Origin of the sequence: Paraburkholderia sp. SIMBA_030 (genome assembly GCF_046535245.1) — a bacterium.
In the GTDB taxonomy this organism is placed as follows: Bacteria; Pseudomonadota; Gammaproteobacteria; order Burkholderiales; family Burkholderiaceae; genus Paraburkholderia.
On record NZ_JAWRXB010001755.1, the window covers coordinates 1 to 232 of the forward strand.

A 232-nucleotide genomic window follows, 5' to 3' on the forward strand; every position below is an offset into this window, starting at 1 on the left:
CAGGTTCGACATTCCGGATTTCATGAAGCAGGCCGGGGTTGTGGCGCTGGTTAATGTGCCGATTTTCATTCCCGGCCACCGCCCTTATGGCGTCCTCCAGGTAGACGATACGAAGCCGCGCGAATTCGGAGACGACGAGATCCAGTTCCTGCGCACCTACGCGATGATCCTTGGTCTGGTCATAGACCGGCTTCACTTGCTCGAAGAGCGCGCCCACGCCGCCGAAGAGTTG

General features: G+C 59.1%; 1 protein-coding gene. It reads left to right on the plus strand.

Features of this window, described 5'->3' with window-relative positions; translation table 11 throughout:
* Nucleotides 1-22 precede the first annotated feature (22 nt).
* A partial coding sequence (locus tag SB772_RS46030; RefSeq protein ID WP_410839275.1) for a GAF domain-containing protein occupies nucleotides 23-232 on the plus strand: 210 nt, incomplete at its 3' end.